This is a genomic window from Salinirubellus litoreus (assembly GCF_037335815.1).
GTDB lineage: Archaea > Halobacteriota > Halobacteria > Halobacteriales > Haloarculaceae > Salinirubellus > Salinirubellus litoreus.
In genome coordinates this window covers 59895-81268 of sequence record NZ_CP147843.1, presented here as the reverse complement: position 1 = coordinate 81268, position 21374 = coordinate 59895, and the positions used below count along the sequence as shown (strand labels likewise).

General features: G+C 56.6%; 13 protein-coding genes. 6 read left to right on the top strand and 7 right to left on the bottom strand.

Features of this window, described 5'->3' with window-relative positions; all coding sequences use genetic code 11:
- Positions 1-33 precede the first annotated feature (33 nt).
- From WDJ58_RS25975 to WDJ58_RS25955, 5 genes are all read left to right on the top strand, one after another.
- Positions 34-1884 (top strand): ADP-ribosylglycohydrolase family protein, encoded by a 1851-nt coding sequence (locus WDJ58_RS25975; RefSeq protein WP_338918463.1) that lies wholly within the window; start codon positions 34-36, stop codon positions 1882-1884.
- Positions 1885-1887: 3 nt separating this feature from the next.
- On the top strand, positions 1888-2361 hold the full coding sequence (locus WDJ58_RS25970) for a hypothetical protein (protein ID WP_211611397.1): 474 nt from the start codon (positions 1888-1890) through the stop codon (positions 2359-2361).
- The gene (locus WDJ58_RS25965; RefSeq protein ID WP_338918462.1) at positions 2361-3404 is read left to right on the top strand and encodes a hypothetical protein; all 1044 of its coding nucleotides are present in this window, start codon (positions 2361-2363) and stop codon (positions 3402-3404) included. Before WDJ58_RS25970 ends, WDJ58_RS25965 begins: the two co-directional genes overlap by 1 nt.
- A 120-nt stretch (positions 3405-3524) precedes the next feature.
- Positions 3525-3725 (top strand): hypothetical protein, encoded by a 201-nt coding sequence (locus WDJ58_RS25960; RefSeq protein ID WP_338918461.1) that lies wholly within the window; start codon positions 3525-3527, stop codon positions 3723-3725.
- Between the two features lie 90 nt (positions 3726-3815).
- Positions 3816-4112 carry a hypothetical protein gene (locus WDJ58_RS25955; RefSeq protein ID WP_338918460.1) on the top strand — a complete coding sequence of 99 codons (297 nt, stop codon included), beginning with the start codon at positions 3816-3818 and terminating at the stop codon, positions 4110-4112.
- A gap of 60 nt (positions 4113-4172) precedes the next feature.
- Here the strand turns inward: WDJ58_RS25955 and WDJ58_RS25950 are convergent, their stop codons facing one another.
- The 5 genes from WDJ58_RS25950 to WDJ58_RS25930 form a co-directional block, all read right to left on the bottom strand.
- Positions 4173-4823 (bottom strand): restriction endonuclease, encoded by a 651-nt coding sequence (locus tag WDJ58_RS25950; protein ID WP_338918459.1) that lies wholly within the window; start codon positions 4821-4823, stop codon positions 4173-4175.
- Entirely contained in the window at positions 4823-6850 is a 2028-nt protein-coding gene (locus tag WDJ58_RS25945; protein ID WP_338918458.1) for a hypothetical protein, read from the bottom strand. The genes WDJ58_RS25950 and WDJ58_RS25945 overlap by 1 nt, the downstream gene beginning before the upstream one ends.
- Before the next feature lie 67 nt (positions 6851-6917).
- A complete protein-coding gene (locus WDJ58_RS25940; RefSeq protein ID WP_338918457.1) occupies positions 6918-8705 on the bottom strand; it encodes a DEAD/DEAH box helicase in 1788 nt (595 codons plus the stop codon).
- Positions 8706-9382: 677 nt separating this feature from the next.
- Positions 9383-13234, bottom strand: a complete 3852-nt coding sequence (locus WDJ58_RS25935) for a UvrD-helicase domain-containing protein (protein ID WP_338918456.1) — start codon at positions 13232-13234, stop codon at positions 9383-9385.
- Positions 13235-13236: 2 nt separating this feature from the next.
- Positions 13237-16587, bottom strand: coding sequence for a PD-(D/E)XK nuclease family protein (locus WDJ58_RS25930; RefSeq protein ID WP_338918455.1), 3351 nt, complete (start codon positions 16585-16587; stop codon positions 13237-13239).
- Positions 16588-16703: 116 nt separating this feature from the next.
- On the opposite strand from WDJ58_RS25930, the gene WDJ58_RS25925 reads away from it, so the two are divergent.
- Positions 16704-17087, top strand: a complete 384-nt coding sequence (locus tag WDJ58_RS25925) for a hypothetical protein (RefSeq protein WP_338918454.1) — start codon at positions 16704-16706, stop codon at positions 17085-17087.
- Here the strand turns inward: WDJ58_RS25925 and WDJ58_RS25920 are convergent, their stop codons facing one another.
- Together WDJ58_RS25920 and WDJ58_RS25915 are read right to left on the bottom strand one after the other, a co-directional pair.
- Positions 17088-19991: an AAA family ATPase gene (locus WDJ58_RS25920; RefSeq protein ID WP_338918453.1), complete on the bottom strand. Its 2904-nt coding sequence runs from the start codon at positions 19989-19991 to the stop codon at positions 17088-17090.
- On the bottom strand, positions 19981-21333 hold the full coding sequence (locus WDJ58_RS25915; protein WP_338918452.1) for a metallophosphoesterase family protein: 1353 nt from the start codon (positions 21331-21333) through the stop codon (positions 19981-19983). The genes WDJ58_RS25920 and WDJ58_RS25915 overlap by 11 nt, the downstream gene beginning before the upstream one ends.
- Positions 21334-21374: the final 41 nt, after the last annotated feature.

Below are 21374 nucleotides of genomic sequence, written 5' to 3'. Positions count from 1 at the left end.
AGAATTATACGAGAGGGATGACATCGTGATTCCATGACAATTGAACGTAACGCAGAGGGGTGTCTCCTTGGAGTGGCCTGTGGTGACGCACTAGGTCGACCGGTCGAATTCAAGAGCACCGAGGAGATCGCATCCCAGCACGGCGAAGTAACGGAGATGCTCGGTCACGGCACACACGGCCAGCCACCGGGGACGATCACTGACGACACCGAGATGGCACTCTGTATCGCGGAGAGTCTCGTCGACCATCGCGGGTTCGATCCGGCCGATGTGGCGGATCGGTTCGTCGATTGGCTCGATTCTGACCCGTTCGATATTGGACTGATGACGCGCGATTCCCTGTCCCAGATCAGACAGGGAACGTCGTGGGACGACGCTGGCGCGGACGTCTGGGAATCGCGGCCAGAGGGGTCCAACGCCGGCAACGGGAGCGTGATGCGGTGTGCGCCGCACGCGATCGCGTTTCGGCACTTCGATGCAGAACTCACTCAGGTCAGTCAGCTTTCGTCGGCGATCACACATGCCGACCCGCGCTGCAGGTGGGGCTGTGTGATTCTCAACCGAACGCTCGCAAACCTGATTCGCGACGAAGGCGACCCACTCGGAACCGCGCTCAAGAATACCTATTCAGCTCCAGACGAACTTCGAACGGCACTCATGCAGGTGCAGGAAGTCGTCACCGGCGACCGCGACTCGGCAGCGTCCGAAGCCCAGCTTGCGACCTCTGGATACGTCGTCGACTCGCTCCAGGCTGGACTCTACTATGGTTTGACCGCTGAGTCCGCCGAAACAGCAATCGTTCAGGCGGTGAACAGCGGTGGCGACACGGACACTGTCGGTGCGATCGCCGGCGCTGTCGCTGGCGCTCGATTCGGGTCGACCGACATACCGAATCGATGGATCGAAGAGATCGAGGAATCTGACCGCCTCAAGCGATTAGCACAGCGATTGCTGGCGATCCGGATGCAGATCCCCGGCAGGGGATACACCACTATGGATGACGGGACGCTCGTTTTCAAGGAACGCACAATCGAGGGACCTGCGTACATTTCCGCTCGTGAATTTCAGGAGGCGACTATCGGACACCGTCCTCATCCCGCGCCACATCGCACTATCAGAACTGCGTACCATGAGCTGACGCCGGCGACGGCTGCGATGCTCGACTGGGAACGGCGAGCGTACGCGGTCGACAGTGGTCGATGTTCCACCTATGCTGGCCCACAGATCGACATCGATGTGGAACTGGGCTTCTCGCAGCCGACGCTCGTCCCTATGCCACAGTATCCATTCGTCGACGCCTTCGATGAACTTCCCGAACAAGACCAGCAACGAATCAAGCGTGACGGGCAGGCAGCAGCGGACGCGTTCGTTCGGGCGTACGCAGCGTTCGCAGGGATTCGGCACCCGATAACCGAAACGGAGACCGACACGGTCGGCATCGAACGCATGGATCCGATTGCGGGGGCGACGCGAGTGCTAGTCGGCACGTTCGCCGAAGCCGGCGAAGCGTTGTTGCGAAGCAACGAGAGTGGTGGCTACGACTCGCCAGCGGAGATCGAAGCAGCCTTCGATATCTCGGTCGCTGAGGAGGTCATTGCTGACCACCCACGTGCAGTCTACGAAGTTGCCGAGATCTTCCCGCAATTAGCAAGCGGTACGAGCGCTATTCTGGATTACCTCACGCAGCTTCGTCTCCCGCAGCAGCAACGAACGTCGACGGACACCAGTCCAGAGGCTCAACTTGCGGACCTCCGCGATAAGGCCCAGACGATGGTCGGGGAGCTCCACGTTATGTACAAATCGCTTCGACGAGTAGCAGTCCGGCATCCGGAGATCGAGCACGAGCAATGGCAAGCCGGTACCGCTCAGTCGGGGGGTCGCTGAGCAATGGTCGATGCGTGGCTCACAACTATGAGCACGAACCTAGAGGCGGTCATCAATCCTCTCATCGCGGCCTGTGAAGAGGGATTCCTCCCCGACGAACTGTACGTGCTGGATAATCCTGGCGTCGGTGACCAGTTCGACGACATCACGTCTATGATGGAGCGTGTGGTCGTCGAATACGGCGGTGAGGACCCGGACCTCTCCGTGACGCACCTCGAGACGGAGACGGATTTCCAGGGTATCGTCGAGCACTTCCGTGAACCGATTGCCCAGATACAGGATGAGGGGGGTACGGCGGCGGTCGACGTCACTCCCGGTCGAAAGTTCATGTCGGCGATCGCGTTTCAGGCGGGGATTCAGTTCGAGGCCGACCACGTCTTCTACCTCTACGTCTCGAACAACCGCTTCTACGGCCGATTGTACCCCGATGTCCCCAGACCAGTGGTCGAACTCGTTGACTTCCAGGAGGTCTTCTAATGCAGCTTGCTCGCCACCACATCACGCATCTCCTCAACGCGCTGTACACGGATGGAATCACGTCGGTTAGTGTCCGGCATCCGTGTGAGGAGATCGGGGAACTCCTCGAAATCGACCTTTCCGATCCCGTCGCAACCACGGTCCGATTCACACAGGGCGCGCTCACGTACCAGGATTCCCGCGAGGAACTCCACACGACATACGGCGAACAGGCCTACGACGACCTGCCTGACAAGGATACCTACATTCGAGCGCTCGTTGCTGGTGGCCTCATCGATATCGAAAATCGCGAGGACGTTGAGACGTTCTTCCGCCGCCAGGGGCATCCCGACCTTGACGCCGGCCATCAGCCCGTGGCACTGGGCATCGATACGAACTTACTCGCTTGGCGGATGCCGGATGCACTCCGACTGGATGCGGAGCGATACAGTGACGACAAAGGACGAAGCCCAGTCAATGGCTTTGCCCTCGCGACGGGTATCTACGAGGAACTCAACTGGCATTACAATCACTACGAGACGCGAGCCCTCGAGGATGCGTTCGGGTCCGAGTTCGCGCGGCTGGACAATCAGCCGGCTGGGGCGAATCGTGAAGGGTTCCTCGGACTCTACGAGTACCGCCGTCTCCGCGACCATCGGTATGCGGATACGATCGAGAGTGAGACGGGCGACGAAGTCATCGTGGACGCCTACGCGGAGTACGACCAAGATAGTCGAAAGAGAGTTATTCTCCTCAGCAACGACCACGGGTTCGTCGAGCTGGCTCGCGAGGAAGGGGTACTCGCACAACATGTGAGCTTCTCAGTTGATATTCCACGGAAGGTGACCGTTACATGGGACGAACTGCAGGATGCGCTCTACACGCTCTCGGTGCTTTTCGGCGTTCTGCGACTCCCAAAGGTAACGCTATACGGGGTGTGGAACGGCAAATCTGGGGAGGACTGGCAACGACGGCGTCTGGATATCGATTGTCGAAGCGAGAACGTTCGTGAGAAACTGCGACGCGATCGTGCAGTCACAACCGAATACGAGGCGACGAAATGAGCTTCATCCCAGAATTGTCGGAAAACATTTTGATGAATACGGAGGTCTATCGATAATGGGTAACTCAGACGGTCGGACTTTTTGGGCCACGATTGACCGACTCAGTAATCAGGGAATGGCGTGGTCGAGAAGGACGATGGTAGCCATTTCATTGTCGACCCAGTCCGGGAAGAGGCGGTAGGGAAGAGGGTCGAAGTTCGGATGGTTGGACCGAAAGGGGCTGAACTTGTGGACTCTGATTTGCGGAAGGATGTCTACGCTGAACGGACAGAATCTACGGCCCGAGACCTCTCGGTGGGGCGTATCGTTGTAGACTGCTGATGTCGCTAAATATTCGGAGGACTGGCACTGGAAGGTTTTCGCAGCTAACTTCTCGTCTACGTCTACCCCGGCCAGTACCAGTCCGAGGCAATGGCGTCACTCAGAGCGGCCGAGGCACCCACCTACGTCGCAATCGTCGGCAGGCTTCGGACCTACGGGCTGGGAGATCGGGTCAACGTCGTCATCATGCCTGAGTCGATCACCGATGCTGATGAGTTGACTCGGGAAGCGGGGGTTGCTGAAGCTGCGGCTCAGACCAGTGGTCGGATCGAGGTGTTCGAGGCTGAGGAGGCCCCGTTCGGTGCTCAGGCACAGGACGAGTACGGTGGAAACCTCAGTGAGCTTCGAGAGGCAGTTGTCGCTATTGAGGCCGACGACTGTGAATAGGTGTAATTATCGAGCAGTAGGAACGCTACTTGGTATTCGCGGGCTAATCTGAGGGGTGGACTACCGTATTTCAGCAAGAATATCACCCATACTGTCTGCATCTAGTTCCGCGTCATCGAGCCATTTTTCGAGCTGCTTGCGCCCGTAGAGAGTGACGTCTGAGTTGGCGGCCGCTTCTCTGGCGCTGTTGGTGTATCGTGAGGTGGTGACAACAGCGGCAGTATCGATTTCGTATTCGGAGTTACGTACTGTAGCACCGGTGTAGATCTCTTGGACTGCGCTGTTACCAACCGGGTTCTTCTTGTCATAGGCTTTTGCCTGAATGCCGACTGTCTCAGATTCACGAAACCAAACGACGTCGACACCTTGGTCGCCGGAGGCCTTGGTGACTTGGGCTTCACCATCGACTCGGCTAAGAATCTCGGCGAGAATGTGTTCGAACTCGTATCCGGAAACGAGTTCTAGATCGGTGAGGTCCATGTACCGGGGGGAACGAGCAGACGTAGTCCTGGAAATCGTGTCGTAGGAAGTGATTCGTTCGCGTTCTTCACGCACGATCGCAACAGCGCGGTCGTGGGGAATCTCCCGGTCCCAGCGATGCTGGATGAGCGTTTCTGCCTGGGCGCTGTCTGATGCGTCAGTCGTCTCCAGGAATTCAGCGAGCGAGTCCGCGGTTTGGAGTTGTTCCTTGAGAGTGTGCTGGTCCGTCATTAGTAGCCTCCAATAAGTTGTTTCAGCATCCCTGCGTTGTGTCGATGAATTTCTTCGCCAGACTGGATGTCAAATACGATGAGTTTGTTGCGGCCAAGCAGTTGCTTCCCGAGAATCACCATGTACGCCTCGTTCATCCCGGCTTTCACTGAGCGGAACTCATCGACGACCTCTCTTGGAATCTTTTCTGCGTCAGTCTCGCCTATTGACCGACATGCAGAGCACCATCCGTCATCTAATTCAGTGTCGGCGTAAGGTATATCACAAGAACTGCAAGATCCGCGATGAGATTCACACACTTGCCCGGAGCCGACGGTTTTCAGGTCACGATGTTCACTACATAGGGCTTCGTCGCCGACTGAGCAGTGAACTACGTGCGTACTGCAGAATCCACGGTCGCTATGCTCTGACTCGTTGGAACACGGTGTGCAGTACTCGATGTGATTATCGCAGAGGATGTCACCGCATGTGACGCAGGTATCTCCGTGGTCGGAACAGACGATATCGCCACACTCGTTGCACTGTCCGACGTGTGCTTGACAACGAACAGAGTCACAGTGATCACAGGATTCAGTATGAGCGTCGCAATGATAGGCGTCGCAGTCCGGGCAGTGCGTCAAGTGGGTATCGCAGTGGAAGTCGCCACACGTCTCACATGCTTCGCCACACAACCGGCACGTTGTAGCGTTACAGGCCTGGCAGATCTCACTGTGGTCAGCACAGATTGGTAAGTTACAGGACGAGCACGTCTGCCGGCAGTCGCTGCACACGGGCTCCCAGCAAAGTTCGCACTCAGAGAATGTCGAGGTACTGTCACAAGCGTCGCAGTGCGATAATCCGCAGCTACGGCAGGTGGTCGCACATGGATCACCGACGAGATGGCCATTCGCACACAACTGTGGTAGGACCCCTTTGGTGAGGTCTTGTGAGCAGACTTCACAGTCCAATCCTTGGAAGTCATCAGTTGCGGGGAGATACGACACTTCAATGTCCCGCTCAGTGTGCGACGAGTTTACGTTCAGTGTCAGTGTGCCACGAGCGTACGTGACTTCGGTGACACCGAGCAATGATACGTCAACGTCGACCTCGTTCCGTTCAATTACTTCATCAATCTCCTGGCTCTCCTCTGAGTCTAATTCGTTCTTTTTTTGCTGTACCTCCTGCTTGAGTTGTTCTAGCTCCCGTTCAGCCTCTTTTCGGCTCTTGATGTACCTACGACGTGTCTCATCTTTCCGCGCCTTTCGACGCTTTTTCTTCCATTTTCGGATCTCCTTCTCTTGCTCACTAATCTGTTTATCAAGCTCGTTTCGGCGTTGTTCGTACCAATCACTAATTTCGGCTATCCGTTCGCTAGCAGTCTCATCAGCTTCATCCCGAATCTCGGAGACGATAGGCCGGGAACGATCAATTACTGCCTGCTGTGCTTCCTCAAATGCCTGCTGAATCTTCTCTTGGGGGATCTCACCTGCGGTGTGTTCGTTGTTCTGCTGGAGGAGCTGCGGGAGATGCGCCGTGAGTCGAGCAGTGAGGTCAGGGAGTCGAGTCCCACTCTCTGGGTCGATTGTCACGGAGAACATCTCCTCACTGTGGAACGACGATGGAGTCTCGAACTGCACTTGGAAATGGAACGCCAGCGCAAAGTCGGAAGTTCGTTTGCTGAAATCAGTGACGCTCACATTCAACGACGAGTCTTGCAGTACTGTTGGAGGTTTGACCTGTAATTCGTCCTCCGTTAAACGTAATTGCCCAACTGTGCCCGGTTGCTGCACCAGGTCCAAGAGCGCCGAAAACACACGCGTCCCTGGTTGGACGAGCAGGTCACCAGCGCCTAATTCGCGATCTGCGGGGTCAAACACCAGGGTACCGTTTTCGCGGTCCAATCGGTTAGCGAGTTCACGTGGGAATGTGACCTGCCATTTTGCACTGTTAGATTGGTCAACCTCCGCACCGTGGTTTTCCAGTACTGTTTTTGTGAAGCGCTTGATGTTGACGCTATTCAGGATTGACGTATCGACTTCTGAGTTCATACATCCCTCCGCATCACAGCGTTCGTAATTTGTGACCCCAGCCGACCTCTATAGAGACAACTTGAGGTCATGCCTTGTTGCCTCCTGTCTCAAAGCCGTCGAACACTTCTTCGTTGAACTCCTGTGCCTTCTTCGCGGCTTCTTTGTCTTCTTTGAGGTCAACAGCCATGTCTTCGAAGTTATTCTCAAGTTCCCGCTCTGAGCCAGCTTCAATGAGTTGCTGGAGGACCTCCTGTTCGAACTGTCCACTGGACTGCTCCCGTTCGGAGAGAATTTCCTTTAGACCCCCGACAGTCTGGTGGAAAACGTCGATTTTCCCGTAGAGCTTTTCCAAGACGTAGTCTTCCACCGTACCCTCTAACGCGAGATTGTATACGTAGACATCTCGGTCCTGACCGATTCTGTCGATCCGCCCAATTCGTTGCTCAACGCTCATCGGGTTCCAAGGGAGATCGTAATTGATGATGACGTTGCAGAATTGGATGTTCCGGCCTTCGCTGATTGAGTCGGTGGTGACGAGGACACCCCCACGTTCTCTGAAGCGCTGAATCTGGTTGTCTTTATCTTCGCTTGATAACGACCCGTTCACACGGTGTACTGGGACATCGTCGCCGCCAGCGCCTGCATGTAATGCGTCTACGATAGCGTCTTGCGTGGCGCGAAACTGGGTGAATACGATTGTCCGACCGGTATCCATCCGCTGGTTTACGCTACGGATGATTTCTAAGAGTTTCTCCTGTTTGGTGGTTCGATCGATTTGTCGTGCCTGCTTTGCAATTGAGAGGAGTTCATCGCGCTCTCGACCCCTCACATCTCGTCCATCACCGTCCAGCCATTTTTCAACAGTACTGAGGACTGCCCACGGTGAACTCACCACTTCCTTTTGCAGCATCAGCATCACGAGGTGCTGTCCGGCCTGCTTCGAGTAGTGGCTCTTCACGTAGTCTGTGACAGCGTCGTACAGGGATTGTTCCTGCTGACTGGGTTTGAATGTCTTTGTCCGCACTTGGCGATCTGTGAAATCAATCGCGGTGTCCCCACGTTTGTGGCGAATCATCACTGACCGAAGTTGGCGGTTCAGTTCGGCAGCATTCTGCACCCCGCCAGAATCGTCGTTCGGGAGATATCGACGTTCGAATTCACTCTCGGTGCCAAACAGCCCGGGCCGAATCAGATTTGTAACATTATATAGGTCTGTGATGTCGTTCTGAACGGGTGTCGCCGTGGCGAAGAAGGCATATTGATATTCGATGTCATCCACGAAATCGTAGCGGTTGGTGTCTTGGTTACGGAGATAGTGTGCTTCGTCGACGATTAATGCATCCCACGAACGCTTGTGAATCTCGTCGGCATAGGAATCCCGCTTCGCAGTGTCAATGCTGGCAACGATTTTATTGTACTCGCTGAAACCCTCAAACCCATCATCATAGTTGCAGGCAAACTCAAGCCCGAACTTTTCTCGCATTTCTTTCTGCCATTGCGTTGCAAGCTGTGCTGGTGTGAGGATTAAGAACGTATCATGAGCCTCCCGAAACACCATCTCTTTCAGCACCATCCCGACTTCGATGGTTTTTCCGAGCCCAACTTCATCGGCAAACAGCGCCTTACCATCCATTTGGAACAAAGCTCGGTGTGCGGCATCCAATTGGTGTTCCAACAGCTGGACTTGGTCCGCAATCTCTTCGAGGGATTGCAGTTCTTGCTGGCTTTGTGCGATCGAGAGACGATTTGCTTCGATGTTGAGGAGATGGTCTGAGAGATCCTCGTCAACCGATGTACCGATCTTATCGAGTATGTCTGGGGAGTCTTCTAACTCGAAGGTGGTGTCGACGAGTGATTGATCGTCTGCTGCCATCTAATTACCAGATAAAACTATTAGACGGAATTATAAGTTGCGTCTGGTGAATGTCCCCTCTATTGTATTTTAGCGGGTTCTGTACCTTGCTCTATTGGCCCTGAATTTATCCAATCCCCAAACAAGCGCATTAACCAATTACCGCTGAAGAACCTCAATAGACACAGAACCAGCCTCTCACCTTCTCCCTCAGCTATATGAAAGCTCTTTATGAACTCCGTCTATTCTCGTCCCTGAGAAGTACATTGTTGCGGAGATAGAGATCGACGACCGGGAGTTAGAGCAGGACCCTCGAGGGGTTCACCTTCGATATGATTATTCGGGGCCGTCCGTCATCAGCGACGGCGTCGACTTCATCACTGTCATCGAACAGAGTGACGACGAATACCGGACCGAATACTGGAGATACGCCTTCGCCGGATATACATCACATCAGAGGGTGTTGAATAACTCGGTCAGCGACTTGCCTACGAGGACGACGAGATCCCCTCGTGGACACTTGACCCCGAGACCGTCGATGCGAACGGCCCCCCATGGTGGTTGCCCGATGACACTGCTAGCGATCGCACAGTTGATTGTGATAACTGTGAGGAGACCGGTTTGTGGAACGAGGAATTCGTTGAGTTAATTCCATGTTACTCTCAAATCTGCTCAGCGAGTGTTCCGAGGGGATTTAGCTACACTGATGGCGATCGTTTTCGCTCAAGCGAGTCGAATTGCTCCCAGATCTCTTCGCTGATCTGCTTCTTGATCGATTCAATCTCATCAGGTGACCACTCAACGTCCCATGCATCATCGAGCGTCGTGAACACTAGTGAAACACGGACACTACGGCCAGTCTCCTGTTGGTTCAGCGCAATCGCATAGGCCTTCATCTGATTCTCGTAATACTCAGCGTCAGCTTCCAGTTCCTCAGGAGTGACATCACCTGTCTTGTAGTCGATAATATGGTACGCGTCAGGCGTGATGATCAGGTGGTCGATGAACCCCGATATCTCCCCGCGCTCGAATTCCGCAGTAACATACAGCTCGTCGTACTGGTGTTCGACATCGACGTCCGTGATTTGCTCGTCAACGTAGTCTATCCCGCGCTGGGCATGGGTACTCACGCGGTTCTGAAGTCCGGGTGTGAGTGCTGCCGTAGCGCCCTCGTCAACAAGCGTCTGTTCCATGAGATGCGGCCAGTGAGGTTCTGGCGGTCGCAGTTCGCAGAGTCGATGCACCATCTCGCCGAATACGCTCGCGTCGACGCCGTCCGTTTCGGCACTAGCTTCCTCTGTTGAGCGGCCGTCTGCTTCACTCTCTCCGGTTGTTGGTTCCTCTTCACCGTGCCGACTCTCCGGACTCGTCTCGCTATCGTCGGTCTCTTCGACGTAGATGGTCCCCGTGTCTTCGTCGAACTGGAGTTCGCCATACTCCCCGAAGAGTGACGCGAGGTCCGTCGCGGAGAACCGAAATCTGACATCTGGCTTGGGCGGACGCGGCGACAGTTCAACATCAGGGTCGATATCGGGATCAGGTTGCACCTGTTCGGTTGGCGGTGTCGGAAGCGACACGGTGTACACGCCGTCACCGTACGTACGCCGGACGTGGGTATCGGAATCGAGGGCAGTACACACGTCCTCGGTGAGGAGTTCCGGCTGTACCCAGTCGCGCCAACTTGAAGCTGACTCAGGATCCGGCTCCTCGAGATCCGTCATCGTTGGTTCCTCGGTCTCTCCAGCTGACTCGTGGAGGCCGCTCAGGAGCAGATGGTCTCGCGCCCGGGTGCAGGCCACGTAGAGCACGCGTTTCTCTTCAGCGCGTTCTTCGGCGCGACGACGCTCACGAATCGTGTCACGGGCGATCGTGTCCACCATCTCGAACAAGTCGTCCGGGCTTGGTGCCTTCATCCCGACTGCGTGCTGGCCACCAATCTGCTCGAACTCGACCTTCCCGCCGCCCAGGGCCGCTTCATCCTTGAACTCGCGATCGATTCCCGGGACGACGACGAACGGGAATTCCATTCCCTTGGCATCGTGGATCGTTAGAATCTGGACGCCCTCGCCGGTCGTGTCAGCTTCGCTCTCCCGGCCGCCGAGCTCAATGCGGCGTTCGATCCGACTCACAAGTGTCGTAAGACTCCGAACGCCATCGTTGCTCCATCCGCGAAGCTGTTCGCGGAATTTCTCCACGTTCGCCATCGCCTGCTGTGGACGTTCGTCGGCGCTGACACTCACCAAGTAGCCTGTATCCTCGAGGATCTGCGTCAGATACGCAGCCCACGACCCGTCGAATCCAGCGGGTTCCTTGTCGCCAACCCCCGCTAAGTGACGCCACTCTTGCAGGTGTTCGTAGGCATCTTGGAGTTCCTGATGCTCACTCGTCGCGAGTGCGTCCCACACAGAGTCGTCGTGGAGTTTCAACTGAGCGAGCGTGTCGTCGGTGAGCCCGAATAGTGGCGACCGAAGGGCTGCGTAGAGTGCGCGTTCGTCACTTGGATCGGCGAGCGCCCGGAAGAGGTTCAACAGCGCGGTGATTTCCGTCGATTCGTAGAAGCCAATCCCGGAGGCGACCGAATAGGGTACGTCCGCCTCTTCTAACGCTCGTTCGTACTTTTTGAGGTGGGTACGGCTGCGGATGAGGATCGCAATATCGCTCGGTTCGATATTCCGTGGCTCCGGCGGTTCATCACTCTCCTCTGTCCCCTCTTGGTCACTTAGTCCGCTTTCGGTAGTAGGTTCACTCTCGCTCCTATCGTCGTCCGCTTCGTCCTCTTCGGGGTAGACCTGAAGCGGTTCTGCCAGTATCTGGGAGAGGCGGGCGGCAAGCGCCATCGCCTCCAACTCTGTGTCGTGTTCCGGCTCGGCTGTGGCAAGGTCCGCGTAGTGATCGCAGTGGTGCTCTCGGAGGTCGGCGTCGGTTGGCACCGTGAGGTACTCCACGGTCCCGAGATCTGCTGGATCGTCGCGCGCAGCCGTCAGTGACTGTGGCGCAGCTTCGTACGGCTCGCCATCCTCGTCGAAGATGGCTTCGAAGAGTTCGTTGATCGACTCCAGCACCGTCGGGAGCGTTCGGAAGTTCGTCGAGAGTTGGTCATCGTCCTCGCTTTCTGTATCCGTGTTTCGAACGTCTCGGGACACCTGCTCGAGAGTGGTGGCCGTTTCGCGGAACTGCGTGACGTCGGCGTTCCGGAACCGATAGATGCTCTGTTTGACGTCACCAACGACGAACACGTTCTGGGCATCGAACGTTTCCCCGTCGCTGGCCGTCAGGAGCTTGATGAGGTCCCACTGGCGTGGGTCAGTATCCTGGAACTCGTCGACCATCACGTACTCGAACTGTTCGCGTAACTCCTCGCGAATGTCGGCGTTCTCCGGTGCTTTGAGGAAGTCGACGGTATAGGAAATCTGATCAGTGAAGTCGACAGCGTTCTGCCGATCTTTCCGTTCCTCGTACTCGGCAGCCGCGATTTGGGTCAGCTCTGCAAGCGCTTGGACAAACGGGAAGCTGTTCGATTCGATCTCCAGATCCACATTGACGGCGTACTCCTCGGGCTGGAGCGTCTCGACCAGTGTCTCGAACGCGCTGTCGAACTCCGTCTTTCGAGGATGGTCTCTCCACCGGGTGTTGGCTCCCGTATAGCCCGCGTAGCGTTCCCCACTACCTTTGGTGAGGTGCATACAGAGTTCCGCAATCGTCGACTGCTTGGCTCGGGATGGGACCCCATCATCGAACCCGGTGTCAAGTCGATCCACAACCCCTTCCGCACGCTGCCAGGTCTGGCCCCCGGTTTCGATATCTGAGGGATTCTCAACGAACTCTCGCAGGGTAGTCGCGGCCGCGACGAAGTCGGGGTGGGCAAGTCGGTCAGCGGCTTCATCCGGATCGATCGGATGCAAGGCCGATTCAACGAATGAGATGTATTCCTCCTCTGTGGCGTCTGCCCACCGGTTAGCCCACTTAAGACTCTCCGGTCGCTCACCCAGCAGATCGGTCAGGACGTCCTGGAGCTGGCTTCGAGAGAACCGCCGGGCTAGCGTTTGCGTTGCCTCGTGGTTCTCGTATTCTTCGAGGACGCTACCAACCGTATCGTGAACCAGTGCGGTCGTCTCGTTTTCGTCCAGCGTATCGAAGCCAGGATCCACGGCGTCAATCGTCAGCGCGTGTTCGCGCAGGAGCCGAGCACAGAACCCGTGGAGCGTGTGGATGTATCCTTGCTCGAGTTCATCCGCAACTGTACGCCAGGCATCGAACTCCTCGACATCGAGCGACTCAATGCGATCAGTGATTTCCGTTCGGACGCTCTCCTCGAGATCGTTCGCCGCCCGCTCCGTGAACGTCGTCGTAATGATGTGCTCAGGAAGCAGCTGAGCCTCACCTGTACCGCCGTCGGTTTGTTCAGCGAGCGACTGTTCGATCATCTTCAGATATCGGGCAGTCAACGTCGTGGTCTTGCCCGTTCCTGCACCGGCTGTGAGGGTCACATTCCGGTCGAGGGCATCGACAGCCTGTTGCTGCTCGTCAGTCAAGTCCTCGTAGGAGACCATCGTTACTCCACCTCCACGATGTCTTCGAGATCGTGGCCCCTGGCTTTCAGCGGGACGTACGCTGACGCACTCGTGTCGTCGATTGCTTCGATAACCTCCTTCCGCTGGTGCGAGCGGACGTCACAGACGTGTGCGTAATCACAGTAGCGACATCCGGCGTCCGATGGATCGAGGACTGTTGGGTGGAATTGGCCCTCTGCGATGCCCGAGGCGAGATTCCCGAGGCGTTGTGGAGTTGTCTCTTGTATGAATCGTCGGAACGCCTCATGAGTCTCGAAGTACGGGTAGGAGTGACGGAGCAGCGGTGTGTCGACATCGTCGCTCCCATGATACACTGCCATCTCCTGTGAGGTGAGGAGCCCGCTGCGAGAATTGACTGAACTCGGGGGCGAGACTTGGTAGTACGCGCCACCGACTACTTCGACATCGTCGAGTGCTTCTTCGGCCATCAACGCGTACAGTTGCAGTTGGAACTTCAACCCGCTCAGCGCATCACTGTCGCTGGGGATTGAGCTTCCAGTTTTGTAATCTCGGACGACAACCTGTGTTGGGTCTGTTCCAGGGACCGTCTCGACGCGGTCGATGAGTCCATGAATGGGGACCGAGCCGTGTGGTGTCTCGATCTCTGCGGGGTCGTCGCTGAGTGGCGTGCCTGCATCATAGGGATTTCCGATCCGGCCTTCGAACCACGTCGGTCGAGCGGTCGTCTTTGCGGGTTCCTCCGCCTCGTGATCGAGGAACCGATAGAATAGCCCCCGCGCAACAGGACGACCGTCTTGCGTCTCATGTGGTCCATAGTATGGATTGGTGTCCGGAGTTCCGAGTCCAGCGAGCACTGACGTCAGCCATTCTTCCTGAAACGCTGTCTGGGCGCGATCATCGAACGCATTGTCAAGCCGCTCGAGTGCAGTGTCGAGGAGCTGTTGTTGTCGTGTTTCGAAGTCGCCACCTGGGTGAACTGGATCGTTGCCCCCTGACTGTAACGACAGGTAGTAGTGTTCGAGCACGTCGTGGATGTACGAGCCACGATCGCTCGCGTCGGGTTCCCGCGTTAAGCGATCCGGAGCTTCGATGCCGAGAACACGACGCATGTAGTACTTGAACCCACAAGCAGCATATGTCTCCAATCGACTCGGACTGTACGGCTCGCGGTTGAGCGTATCGTGAATCTGGGAGACGGTCTCTTCTGTGAGCTGGCCATCGTAGGGCGTCAGTTCGGGACCTGCTCGTGCCGCGGCGCAAGCAATACCAGCCTGAACATGGGCCTGTTGGGCGGTGCTAACCGACCCGGCTTCGACTGCTTCAGTGAGTAGATCGTGGACTTGTGCTTCAGATGTCTCGGGAAGTACCTCGCCGACTGCCCGCTGCACGTCTTCTTGACATCCTGGCTCACTGTCAACTGGCTCAATAGTCACCTCCGAGAGATCGACAAGCCGCCGAAGTTCAGTCAGGATATCCGCTTCGACGTGAGGCTCACCACTAACACTCTGCTGGGGGATGGAGAGATGAATTGATGCTGTACTCCCGAGGAGTACGCTCAGGTGATACCGTGCCTCTGCAGAGACATCGGTCTGCTCGAAGTCGGGATGCGAATCGTAGATAGGGCGTGTGAAAGCGGTTCGCTCCGGATCTGAGGGGAACTGTGTCGTCGTCAGTCCGAGAACGTATACATGTTCGAACTCCCGGAGAGTGGCTTCGGCGAGACTACAGACAACGACGCTATCATCGGGTGGCCGGGTGCTCTGCTGGATCGAGACGCCATGGAGCGCGCGTTCAAGCCGATCAACGCTGTCACCGATTTCGGGGTCCGCCACCGGTGTTGTGAGGGCGAGGGTCTCAAGGATCCGGTCGAGACGGTCACGAGCACGAAGTTCACGTTCCCGAAATGGAGATGAGAGTTCTTGTTCACCTTCTAGTGCGGCTGAGACGCCGAGACGCTCAAGGAGGGCCTCGAGTTGGCCGGTGAGTTCCTCGAGTGACACCTCTGACAGAGCGGCTGCATCCCGAGTCAGAGAGGTAACCGTTGCCGCGAGACTGTCGTCAACGTGTTCGAGAGTCGATTCAAGCCGATTTGTCTCTGCCCTAGCTGCCACCCGGGCGAGTTCGTGGTGATCGAGATTCTCTCCCGTTTGCGTAATGGTGACCAGTGGGTTCGTGAGGAGATCGAGAAGCGTGTCGATGCTACGAGGTTCCTGTGCGAGTTGACAGACCGTCTGGACGACATCGCCGAGGGCTGTTTCGGAAAGGGGAATCTCGGTTTGTAGATTGAACGGGAGTTCGTACATCTCGAAAGCTTCCCGCACCTGGTCAGCGTATTTAACCGGACTCGTGAGGACGACGCCGATATCGTCGGCCGACGTTCCTGTCGAGATTCGACTCCGGATATCTCGAGCGACGGTTCGGATCTCGTCGGGGACAGTTTTCGGTTCAGTGAGCGTCAGATCCAGCGCTGCCGCGTTGATGTCGCTGGTCGACGGCGACTGGTCGGGATGCCGATAGAGACTGCGAGTGATGCGCCGTCGCGCTTCGAGAATTGACGAGTCAGGCTCATCGTGGTGCTGTCGAACGAAGTCCAGGTCGGAATACGTCTCTAGCGCTCGTTCGGCGCCTGTATCAACACCCGGGGCCGAGTCTTCGTCTATCTGCTTGGGGAGGAGAGCGATCGCCGGCCAGGTATCGACGATTCGTTCGAGGAAGTCTACTTCTAGAGCGTCGAATCGCGTGAACCCACTGAGAACAACAGCCTCGACTGAGGGGAACACGTTTGTGAGCGATGTTTCTGCCGTCGTGGCGTGATGCATTCGCTCGGTACGGTAAGTCTCCGGAAGTTCATCAGCAAGGAGTGTCTGTCGGGCAGATTCGATCTCTTCCGCCAGTTCGGCGACGTAGTCCGCGCGGTCGCCCACGCCCTCCTGTTCGAGACGCTGCCGCATTGCGTCCGGTGAGAGCAGTCCAGCGAACTCAAGTTCGGTGAATAGGGTCTCGGCTTCCTGTACGAGCCCTGCCCGGGGGAACTGGTCGCCAGTGTTGAGTGGATTCGTAGGCGACGAAATCCCTTCGACACCGAGTTCAACGAGTCGGAAGAGGAGCGGTCGATCGACGTGGGTTACCCGGCCCTTGTACTGGTCCTGTTCATAGCACTGTGACGCAAGATTATCCAACGTCTCGACACGAAGTCCTGCTGAAGGGCCGAATTCCTTCCAGCGATCTTTCGTTGCGTCTTGCGGATGGTCCTGTTGACTGAGGTAGAGGATACTTTCAGGCTGTGTTTCCACGCTGTCACTGAGAATATCGAACGCCTGTGATTCAAGCTCAGGTAAATCAGGCCCAGTAAGTAACAGCCGGCGAGACATACTCCATCCGTTACCCGACCGAGGCATTAATGTTCGGGAGTAACGGGCGATGAAACGGCCTTTAGATGTATTATCCAAAGAACATTTTATGCGGGCGACAGCGACTGTATTGGATAATGGTGTTCCGACGAGTGATGCGTGCGCTCAAGGGTGAGAAGAATGACAGTGCAACAAATAGGGCGACAGAGAGTCCAGATACTGACTCGTTCGATCACTTCACAGATGCCGTCGATACGATAAAACAGATGAAACGGGAACGCCGCCACGACGAAGCTGAGGAGTTGCTGAAATGGTGTATCACTCAGGCTGAGGAGGATGAGGAGTTTGCGGATCCCCCACCGTGGTACTACAAACATCTGGCTATCGTCTACCGGAAGGACGACCGATACGAAGATGAAGTGCGTATTCTGGAACGCTATCTTAGTAAATCAGCGTCCCCGCGTGAGGATCTCGAGACACGCCTGCAACATGCGGAAGAGTTCGCAGAGAACGGGGAATAGTTACGAACGTTGCGGCTGCAGGAGTGCAGATGGTTCGTCAGGACTCGAATACGGGCCATCAAATCGTCCACCCTCGAGACACCAGTACTGGGCTGTGTCAGTATGAGCGTCGACCCGGTCAAGCAGTTCAGGGTGACACGTCAGTAGGAAGACTTGATTCGTGTCTGCGAGTTCTGAAATCGTCTGAAGCGTTCGGATATGGTGGCCGGGATCAAAGTTCGTCAGAGAATCGTCGAGCAACACCGGGAGCGAACTCTCATGGCGGCGAATCCGGGCGAGTCGAATGGCAAGAAAGAGCTGTTCAGCCGTTGCCCGCGATAGTTCGCCCGTACGTTGCGCCTGACCATCGGCGAGGATTGACTCGAAGTCAAGATCCTCGAACTCGTTCGTGGAGTCGATTTCGGTATAAGTGCCATCTGTAATCCTCGCGAAGATATCGCCCGCTTCGTCGAGTAATGGGCCAGTCGTCCGGTCAATGAACCGCTCGTGGAGTTCGTCTAGGAGATACTCCGCGATTCGGGATGTCGCATAGTCCTCGGCCAGCGGTTCGAGTCGACGACGCCCCGACTCGATCGTGGCATGGGCCTCCCGGACGTCCTCGTCAGAGGCTAATTCCTCAAGTTCGTTCGTCAACTCGACTCTTCGTTCGACGCAATCTGATCGTTCATCTTCACGATCCTCAATATTCTCGTCGATCGTCTCGATGCGTGTCTCGATCGCCTCTTCATCAGCATACTCTTCGACGACGCGTTCGAATGCTCTCAATACCCACTCGTCGTCCTCGTCCGCTGATTCGCGGTATGATTCAAACGCAGCGGCGGTAGCCGAAGCCGTCAGACGGCGGTGAAGTCGAGCGTGAGTCTCGTCACGCTGTTCTCGTGCCTCCACTAGGTCAGTCACCTCTTCGCCCCGTTCGAGGAATTGATCGGCTGCACGAATGATGGCATCCGTCTCAGCATCAGCTACCTCTGGAGCATCGTCCCATTCTGAAAGGATGTCACGAAGCTCGGATTCGGTAGTCTTGACGGAGCGTTGTGCAGCCACGACTGCTTCCGCTGAATCGAGGTCGGTTTCGGCACGTTCGACAGCCGCAAAGAGCCTCTTGACATCATCGAGCAGATCGAACCCCTCTGTATCGAGCGCACCGATATCATCCAGTGTCTCGGCTACGTCTCGGAGTTCTGTCCGGAGGGCCGTTTCTGTCTCCTTGAGCGTCTCAGCATCGTCTTCGAGGGAGGTGAGTTCGGCTTGGAACTCGGAGAGGTCACGATAGAACTCACGGACGGCAGCTGGGCCGGTCTCTGCAGGCAACCCAAGGTCATCGCGGAGCGTCTCCAGTTTCTCGCCTGTGGATGACCGCTCGTTTTCGAGCTCTGCTTTCCGAGAACGGAGTCCTTCCATATCCGCCTCTACACTCCGCTTTTCAGCACGGAGCGTTTCGACGGACATGCCATCCACGTTAGGCGATTCCCAGTCGATCCGTGATGCGGCGTATGCGCTACTGGCAAAAGCAACTACGAGTGTGACCACAACGCCTGAGATCGCCCCAGCGGTGACTGCAACGACAATCCCGGCGAGAAGCGCAAGTACGGCTCCTGCACCGGCGATCGGGAGCTGGTTACGGATGGGGTTACCCGTTCCAGATGATGCGTCAGTCGCCTCCTCGATATCCTCTGCGAGTTGTTCTTTCTGTGTTTCCTTTTCCACCAGATCCCGCTCTACGTCCTCGTATTCGGACTGGATGTTCTCGTAGGTGTTCGTGATCGATCGGACTTCATCGCGTGCAAACAGATCCGTCTCGATGTCTCGCACGCGGTCGAGCACCGTTTCTTCGTTCCAATCTGGTCGGAGATCCGCTGCACGCGACCGGAGGTCGCGACGCTCCGAGTCAAGCTCGGACTGTTGTTCGGTGAGTGTTTTGACCCGTTCACGCCAGCCTGCTACCTCTCGGCTATACGTCCGAATCGTGGACTGGGCATCAAGGAGTCGGTCACGATAGGGTTCTGAATCGTCCACTGACACCTGTTCGGTAAATTCTTCTTCTGCAGTCGTTTGCTCTTGATCCGCCTCTTCGAGCTGCTCCTGGAGCTGTTGTACCCTGTCAAGACGTTCTGACGGGAATGAGTCGATTTTGTCGACATCGACGTCGTGCAGTTCCTGGGTCAGTTCCTGAAACGCCTCGAACTCCTCGTATTCTGCGAGAACTGTATTCAGTCGCGTTCGTTCCGTTTGAAGTGCCTCGACCTCGGCATCGAGTTCCTCGATGCGTTCATTCACCTGACTGCGAGCGTCCTGTTTCTGATTGAACTCATCAACCTGGGCGTTGGCCGCCTCTCGTTCTTCGACCCCTGATTGAATCTCCTGAATCGGGTCTTTGAGTTCGTACACCGCACGGCCGTGCTTGCCCCCGATTTGGCGGGCGGTCTCGCTGAACTCTTCCTGAATCTTGGGGATCTCAAGCACGTCACCGTACGCAGCTCCCAGCAGGACGGCGGAGAGACTCACGTCGCCGTTCAGGCTCGTCGGTACGCGGCGAAGTTCGTCAAGACTGATCGTGAAGAGTTGTTGGTACTGCGTTGCACTGAGATTGCTGTATACCTCCTGTAAGGTCCGTTCTGGGCTACCATCAAGCGACGCTAGGGTCGGCTCGCCGTAGCCTGTGAGCGACAGCTGATATTCGGCACCGTCTACGAGAACGTCGGCCGTGAGGTCATACTGCTCAGTCGGCGGGGGGAGGTCTTTGCCACGCGGAACTCCATAACCTAGGTGGCGTACCGCTTCCATGAACGTCGACTTCCCAGCGCGCTGTGGGCCTGCAATGACGGTGAGGCCTCCGTTGACATCCTGGAGACGGGCGCGCGTGAAACACCCGAAATCGTCCAAGTCGAAGTTCTTAATTCGCATTCTGCCTCCGTGCTGCGAGTTCGTTGATCGCTTGTGTGACTGCCCGGTCGATCAGTTCGTCGAGCCGGTTCTCATCCAAGTCAACCCTGTCTTCGGGGATGTCCTCGTGCTCTTCATCGGTTCGCCACTCCCAGACCTCTCCAGTCTCTGCTCGCAGGTCCGCCCGGACCGATTCGTCGTCTCGCAGCTCTTCGGTTAACTCGACAAGTTCGCCAATAATCTCGTCAGATTCAACCAACTCGTCGAGTTCGGGGAGTGGTGGGGCGGTCTGATCTCGGACGGATTCGGTCCAGACGAATGTAGAATCGCCGCTGTTGCGATTCCGGAGGCGGTTCGCAAGCACGTCCGTTGCTTCCTCATCAAGTGCCTCAAATAACTCTCCCCGACCCGTCAAGGTCCATCGACAGACGAATCCGTCTGGTTGCCAGTCGGTATCTGCAACGGGTATCGAGAGGCCTTCAGTGAGTGTCGCCGGGTCAGCGGTCCGGAGATCGAACATGCGGTCATCGAGATGTGCTTCCGCGTCTGCGAGGTTCCGCAGCGGATGTCCATCGTCCGTTGCTGCAGTATCAATATCGACTGCAATCTCCTGCCAGACGATCGGACTCGTCGGGACGAACTCGATTTCGGGGACGGTACCGACCTCCACTTCGACGAGCAGACAGCCACCAGCAGCGGGTTCACCGACGTGCCGCCCCTGTGGAATCCCGGCGTACGCCGCCGGTGCTCCATCAACCAGCTGTGGCGTGTGAATGTGTCCGAGTGCCCAGTAGTCGATGTCCTTCTGTGCTAGGTCGCTCGGTCCACAGGGAGCGTATCGACGCCCATCCGGATTCAGGCCCGTGTGGAGCAATCCGATATTCGGAATCGCTGTGTCCGGCGGTGTATAGTGGTAGTATAGCGAGTCACTCTCCCATTGGCTCGCGTACGACTGCCCGAGAATTCGAGCTTCGGGATCGGCTTCGTTTGGGTACAGCGCGGTTTCCACGCTGTCGGTACCGAGCACGTGAACGTTGTCGGGCAATGGAAGCTTCTCCGCACCGGCTCCTAACGGATCGTGGTTTCCGTGGACCACGTAGCATGGAATATCGACATCGTCCAGTCGAGCGAACTGGTCGACGAGAAATTCGTTCGCGTAGACGGACCGCGCCTCTTGATCGTAGAGGTCGCCTGCGACGACGACAAAGTCCACGTCCTCGTCAATTGCGACCTGGACTACCTGACGAAGTGCTTCGTGTGTCGCTCGTTGAAGCTGTTCTGCGAGCTGGTCCGAAGCCGATTCGACAGCACGAAGGGGACTGCCAAGATGGAAATCTGCGGTATGCAGGAACCGAATACCCATTTATAACGACTGTCACAGTAAGCTCATATCAAGGTTTCCTG